General features: G+C 38.2%; 6 protein-coding genes. All 6 read right to left on the bottom strand.

Annotated features, from left to right (window positions below):
* Nucleotides 1–105: 105 nt before the first annotated feature.
* The 6 genes from V7124_RS22950 to tilS all read right to left on the bottom strand — a co-directional run bounded on the left by V7124_RS22950 (nt 106) and on the right by tilS (nt 6,815).
* The gene (locus V7124_RS22950) at nt 106–1,005 is read right to left on the bottom strand and encodes a peptidyl-prolyl cis-trans isomerase (protein ID WP_335493771.1); all 900 of its coding nucleotides are present in this window, start codon (nt 1,003–1,005) and stop codon (nt 106–108) included.
* Between the two features lie 21 nt (nt 1,006–1,026).
* Nucleotides 1,027–1,905 carry an Hsp33 family molecular chaperone HslO gene (gene hslO, locus V7124_RS22945; RefSeq protein ID WP_335493769.1) on the bottom strand — a complete coding sequence of 293 codons (879 nt, stop codon included), beginning with the start codon at nt 1,903–1,905 and terminating at the stop codon, nt 1,027–1,029.
* A gap of 14 nt (nt 1,906–1,919) precedes the next feature.
* Nucleotides 1,920–2,705, bottom strand: a complete 786-nt coding sequence (locus V7124_RS22940; protein WP_335493767.1) for a type III pantothenate kinase — start codon at nt 2,703–2,705, stop codon at nt 1,920–1,922.
* 112 nt (nt 2,706–2,817) lie between these two features.
* Nucleotides 2,818–4,767, bottom strand: coding sequence for an ATP-dependent zinc metalloprotease FtsH (ftsH, locus tag V7124_RS22935; RefSeq protein WP_335493765.1), 1,950 nt, complete (start codon nt 4,765–4,767; stop codon nt 2,818–2,820).
* An 87-nt stretch (nt 4,768–4,854) separates the two neighbouring features.
* Nucleotides 4,855–5,400, bottom strand: coding sequence for a hypoxanthine phosphoribosyltransferase (gene hpt, locus V7124_RS22930; RefSeq protein ID WP_335415631.1), 546 nt, complete (start codon nt 5,398–5,400; stop codon nt 4,855–4,857).
* A 26-nt stretch (nt 5,401–5,426) separates the two neighbouring features.
* Complete coding sequence (tilS, locus tag V7124_RS22925; protein ID WP_335493762.1) at nt 5,427–6,815, bottom strand: tRNA lysidine(34) synthetase TilS; 1,389 nt, start codon at nt 6,813–6,815, stop codon at nt 5,427–5,429.
* Nucleotides 6,816–6,999 lie beyond the last annotated feature (184 nt).

Genomic DNA, 6,999 nt, shown 5'->3' with positions numbered 1-6,999 from the left:
TCCCGCAGGAGTCGAGCACCTTTCGCTCCAATCAACTAGTTCTAAAATCAACAGTATTTATTAACATAGCCTAAAAAAGAAACACAGAAAATTAATTCTGTGTTTCTATTGATTTGCATCTTTTTTACCATAAAACCATTCAACCTTGGCCTCTTGCCAAAAGTTCGTAGTTGAAGCGGAGGCTTTCATTTGTTCAAGTGCAATTTCTCTTCGTACTTGTTGTTTAACATCCTCGTAGGAATACTTTTTTCCATTCATTTTTCCTTCAAGCTTTATAATAGCAAAGCCCTGTTCTACTTGGATCGGGTCACTCCATGCACCTTTTTTTAACTTTTTTGCTGTTTGCAAGTACTCAGGAGGAAACCGCTCTTCCCCTTGCATGATAAAACCAATATCTCCACCTTCATTAGCAGAAAAGTCCTCAATCGATTTTTCCATTGCTAATGCTGTGAAACTCGATCCTTGCGATAATTCCTTTATAGCCTTTTCTGCTTCGTCACTGGTTTTAACAATGATATGTGATAAATGATAGGCAGTAGGAATCGTATACATGTCTTTATTCGCTTCATAATAAGCTTTCATTTCTTTTTCAGAAACCTCAACATCTCTTGTTAAGATTTCTTCTTGGAGGAGAGTGTTGCGAATTTGTTCCTTCCACCTTTTCTCTGTTGTCTTTTTATTTTCACTCGGTGAACTATATGTAGTTTGAAGGATTCTATATTCTCGTTCCACATCTTCATCAGATACGTTAATTTTATATTTGGCCGCCATTTCTTTAATTACTTTTTGATCAATCATATCCTTTAGTACATCTTTCCCGTATCTCAACTCTAATTCATTCAACCACTCTTGCCTTGTAATGTTACTTTTCCCCACGGTTGCAACCGCTTCTTCATTAATTGCAGTCCCGTTTGCATCTTTCATTTTTGAAAGGAAAAAGGAAAGAGTTAAACAGTTCAACAAAATGAGTGCCGCAATAACAATCCATAGCTGCTTTCGCTTCAACTACTCCTCCCCCTACTTTACCTATTTTGCCTGGCTCTTTAATTCCTCTAGTTCTTCTTTTGTAAAGAGATATTTTTCATTACAAAAATGGCAATGTGCCTCTGCTTGTCCGTCTTCCACAATCATAGCCTCAATTTCATCTTGGCCTAAACCGACAATCGCATCTGCAAAGCGACCTTTTGAACATACACATTTAAACTGCACAGGCATTTTTTCTAAAATATTTACCTGGTCCTTCCCAAACAATTCTTCCAGAATTTCTTCAGGTGTAAGTCCCTGTTTAACTAGTTTCGAAATGGGCGGTATTGTTTTTAGGCGCTCCTCTACCCTGTTTATGGTTTCATCCTTAATTCCAGGCATTAATTGAAGAATAAATCCTCCTGCCGCAAGAATCGTATCATCCGGGTTTACCAAAACACCTACACCAACCGAGGAAGGAACCTGCTCCGAGGTAGCAAAATAATAAGTAAAATCTTCCCCTAATTCACCGGAGACGATGGGTACGAGGCCCGTGAAAAAATCTCGAAGACCTGTATCCTTAACGACAGACAATGTGCCTTCAGTGCCGACCGCGCGGCGAACATCTAACTTCCCATGCTCATTGGCCTCAAAGTCCACTTGAGGATTTGTGACATAACCGCGGACCTCACCCTTTGCGTTACTATCAACAAGAATGACGCCGATCGGGCCTCCTCCGTCAATTTTGATTGTCAGTTTATCTTCACCCTTCAACATAGCTCCCATCATTACACCTGCGGTTAGGGAGCGCCCTAGTGCCGCAGAAGCTGTCCGCCATGTTTGATGGCGACGCTGTGCTTCAGACACTACATCTGTTGTACGTACAGCATACGCTCTAATTTGTCCTTCACATGCTATGGCCTTCACTAAATAATCAGTCATCATGTAACTCCTTTCTAGTTGCTACTTTTTATATTCTCCAAATTTCTCTTATAGATTAGCTGCAAACCTTTTAATGTTAAAAAGGGATCGACGATATCAATAATCTTGGATTCTTGAGCAATTAAAGGCGATAATCCCCCAGTCGCAATAACTGTCGGCTTTTGTTCGCTCTGGTCTATCATCCTTTTAACAATACCTTCAACCTGTCCCACATAACCATAGACAATCCCTGCCTGCATGGCAGCAACTGTGTTTTTGCCAATAATAGATTCAGGTATAGCAATCTCAATCCGCGGCAGTTTGGCCGCCTTTGAATATAATGCTTCTGTTGAGATTCCAATTCCTGGTGCAATGGCACCACCCATATATTGACGATGTTCATTTATGTAGCAATAAGTCGTGGCCGTACCAAAGTCGACAATAATCAACGGACTTCCATATTCGTGGATAGCAGCAACCGCATTAACAATTCGATCGGCACCGACTTCCCTAGGATTTTCATATTTAATATTTAGCCCTGTTTTCATCCCTGGTCCGACAATTAACGGAGTAAGATTAAAATATTTCCGGCACATTCTCTCTAGGGCAAACATGATAGGTGGAACTACTGAAGAAATAATAATTCCATCTATTTGCGAAAACGATAGTCCTGATGCTTCAAAAAGAGATTTAATAATCATCCCGAATTCATCTTCTGTTCGGTTTCGATTTGTTTCTACACGCCAGTGATATTTAAGCTCTTCCCCTTTATATACACCTAATACAGTATTTGTATTCCCTACATCAAATACGAAAATCAAAAGAATCACTCACTTTTTAGATTTTTCTATTGGTTAACTGCAAATATCATAACATAATTACATTTTTTCGTGAAAAAAGAGTGCCTTTTATAAGCACTCTTTTTTGGACTATCTACTTTTCCTCAGTTTCAGAAGGCTTGCTAGTTGTTTCTTCTTCCTTCTTCGAGTTGATATTTACTTTTACATCATCTGTCTTCTTCGTTTCCACCGGTTTAAATCCTTCGAGCTCTGCAGCAGACTCTGGCATACGGCCATTTTCAATCAAGTAATCGATTTGTTCTGCATTGAGGGTTTCAACTTCAAGAAGCGTATTAGCAATCAGGTCAAGTTTATCTCGATTCTCAGTTAGAATGGTTGTAGCCTTTTCATAGCATTCTTTAAGAATTCGTTGAATTTCAAGGTCAATTTCAAAGGCAATGGCATCAGAATAGTTTTGTTCATTATGAATGTCACGTCCTAAGAATACTTGACCACCGGACGCTTGACCGAATTGTCCAACACCCAGCTTATCACTCATACCATATTCCGTTACCATTTTACGGGCAATTCCAGTTGCGCGTTGGAAGTCATTATGAGCACCTGTACTTACTTCACCAAAGACAATCTCTTCCGCAACACGTCCACCCAATAAACCAACAATTTTATTAAGTAATTCTGGTTTCGTCATAAAGTAACGGTCTTCTCTTGGAAGCATAACCGCATATCCACCTGCTTGGCCACGAGGTACGATGGTAACCTTATGAACCATATCAGCTTCATTTAGAACTAAACCAATAACTGTATGTCCGCCTTCATGGAAAGCAACAATATTGCGTTCTTTTTTCGAAATAACACGGGTCTTTTTCGCAGGTCCTGCAATAACCCTGTCTGTTGCTTCATCAATATCTTCCATGTCGACTTTTTTCTTATTCTGACGTGCAGCTACTAATGCCGCCTCATTTAATAAGTTTTCTAAATCGGCACCTGAGAAACCAGGTGTACGCATAGCGATATTTTTTAGATTTACTGCTTCATCTAATGGTTTGTTCTTTGCATGTACTTTTAGGACTGCTTCACGACCAATGACATCTGGACGGTCAACCGTAATTTGACGGTCAAAACGTCCTGGACGTAATAATGCAGGGTCAAGAATATCTGGACGGTTGGTAGCTGCAATAATGATAATTCCTTCATTTGCACCGAATCCATCCATTTCAACTAATAATTGGTTCAAGGTTTGCTCACGCTCATCGTGACCTCCGCCTAAACCTGCACCACGTTGGCGACCAACAGCGTCAATTTCATCGATAAAAATGATACACGGAGCATTTTTCTTAGCATTTTCAAATAAGTCACGTACACGGGATGCACCGACCCCAACAAACATTTCAACAAAGTCAGAACCACTAATAGAGAAGAAAGGAACACCAGCTTCTCCTGCTACTGCACGTGCAAGTAATGTTTTACCTGTTCCTGGAGGACCTACAAGAAGGACTCCCTTTGGAATACGTGCGCCAAGTTCTGCAAACTTTCGAGGGTCCTTTAGGAATTCTACTACCTCGACTAATTCTTGTTTTTCTTCATCAGCACCTGCGACATCTTTAAATCGAGCTTTCTTCTTATCATCGTTGTAAAGCTTAGCTTTACTCTTACCGAAGTTCATCACACGACTGCCGCCGCCTTGAGCTTGGTTTAATAAGAAGAAGAATAAGATAAAGATGATCACAAATGGAATAATGGAAGTAAAGAAGGTTACCCAACCGCTTGTTTCCTTGGCAGGCATGACTTCCACCTTAGATCCAGCTGCATCAATACGCTCTAGAATTTTTTCGCTATTAGGAACATATGTTAAAAAATTCTTTCCGTCTTTTATCCCTTTTTCAAACTGTCCCCGAACCTCAAAAACCCCTCGTTCAGGCTGCATAGAAAATGAATTCACTTCATTTTTTTCTAAATGGGCAACAAACTCATTATAGGAAATGTTATCCGTAGGCTCATTGCTACCATTAAAGAAGCTTACCACACCAATTATGACTAAAAATATCAATAAATAAAAGATGGTATTACGGAAAATCCGATTCATCTCCTACCTCCTCCCACGATAAAAACTTTTTTAGATAGTATCATAGAAAATCATTCCAATTCTTAATTACTTTTGTCTTAGTTTCACTTAAATATTATCGCTATATACTTCTGGTTTTAAAACACCGATATATGGAAGATTCCGGTATTTTTCAATATAATCTAAACCGTAACCGACCACAAACTCATCAGGGACAATAAAACCGACGTAATCTGCTTTTATCGCGCTCTTCCTTCCTGTTGGTTTATCAAGTAAGGTAACAATTTTAATTGACTTTGCTTTTCGGTAACGGAATAAATCAACGAGATAGCTTAGTGTTAAGCCACTATCGATAATATCCTCAATGATTAAGATGTCTCTTCCTTCCACTGAAGTATCCAAATCCTTTAAGATTTTCACTTCTCCTGAAGAAACAAAGCCTGATCCATAACTTGAAACATCCATAAAATCCATTTCCAAATAGCAATCCATTCGTTTTAGCAAATCAGCCATAAATGGCATTGCACCCTTTAATACACCGATTGCGAGAGGGAAGCGATCATGGTACTCTTCTGATAATTGAGCCCCTAACTCCTTGATTTTCTCCTGAATCTCTGCTTCAGAAAATAAAACCTTTTCAATATCCTGTTTCATCATAATAGTGCCTCCTAGAAGAATCATTACTTATAATATGTGAGTAGTATATACTGACTTGTTGAATGATTAAAGCCTTCAAATATTGATTTTTTTATTCCAGGAAGCCAAAGAATCGACCCATTTTTATCGGTAATTACTGGCCATGTGTTGCGATCCTGAATGGGAACCTTACTATCGATAAAGATGTCTTTTAGTTTTTTTGTTCCAGACATTCCCTTAGGTTTTATACGGTCACCCGTTTTTCTTGAACGGATCTCAATGGGCAGCTTGACCCTGTCAGTAGGAAAAAGTGCATAATCCCCGTCTATATCAAAATTTTCTATATCATCAATTACATCCAGTCTGATTCTTGACCCACTAGGCAATTCAATCATACCAGGTCCTGATAATTTAAAGGAATAAGGGAAAGCCTCTATTACTTCAAATTGAAAAGATAGAAGTGAATAAGATCGAATAACTTTTAAACCATTTGGGAGATCTAGTGTACCAGAAGGATGATGATGTCGAATTAAAGATAAAACATGGTCAATATGTAAAGCTGATAGTGACACAGGTATAACTTTGTAAAGATAGTTTAATATTAGTTGAATACCTCTTCTTTGTAAAGGAATTGGCACTTCTAAAAATGGGATAATGTCAATGGTAACCTTATTGTCTTCGCTCATTTTCATTACTTTATTCATTCTTTGGACAGTTAATTCCTGAAGAAGTATTTCATCATTCTGGATATCTTCACTAAAACGCTGAAAATGCTCATGGACATGCTGATTTTCAGCTTTTAAAAAAGGAAGAACTTCTTTACGAAAGCGATTCCTACTGTAAATATTTTTTTTGTTACTTGGATCGATTCTTGGTATCAAACTTTGCTTCTGACAATAATCAGCAAGTTCTTCTTTTGTTAAGGATAAAAATGGGCGAAAAATAAATCCATTTCCAAAAGGTCGTAAAAATGGAATCCCTGCTCTTGCTGCACCAGAACTTCCTCTTGTCATTCTCATAAGAATTGTTTCCACCTGGTCATCTCCATGGTGACCAAGAGCTAAATAGTTATAACCGTATTTATCCATAATTTCTTCGAAAAATCCGTATCTTGCTTGTCTTGATGCCACTTGTGAGTTTTTCTTTGTTTGCTCAATTATCTCTGGAACATTAATTCGAGCCATTTCAAACGGAATATCCTTTTGTTCACAATAATTTTTTACGAACATAGCATCCTCAAATGACTCTTGACCACGAAACATATGATCCACATGTGCTACAACAATAGAAAGCTTATTCTTTTCCTTTTGCCCCCCTAGGTAGTGCAGCAATGCCATTGAATCTGGACCACCCGAAACACCTACCACCATTTTTTTATTTTTAATTTCAAATGAATGGTGATTTAGAAAGGAAGCTACCTTGGCTTCTAACATTATGCATTCTTCCTTAAGTTAGTTTCTTTAAAAAACTTGAATATCACTAGCTTACCACTTTTATGACAAAAGTATCAAAAACAAAGACCTAATTAATTAGGTCTTTTTTTAAAAAAATAAGAAATTAATTAGAACTTAGATTACTGTCCAGTTCCAGCGCCCTAGCGGCTAGTGTCCTTCGCTC

Origin of the sequence: Neobacillus niacini (assembly GCF_036961885.1) — a bacterium.
Taxonomy (GTDB): domain Bacteria; phylum Bacillota; class Bacilli; order Bacillales; family Cytobacillaceae; genus Neobacillus; species Neobacillus niacini_H.
This window is presented reverse-complemented; position numbering and strand designations above follow the sequence as displayed.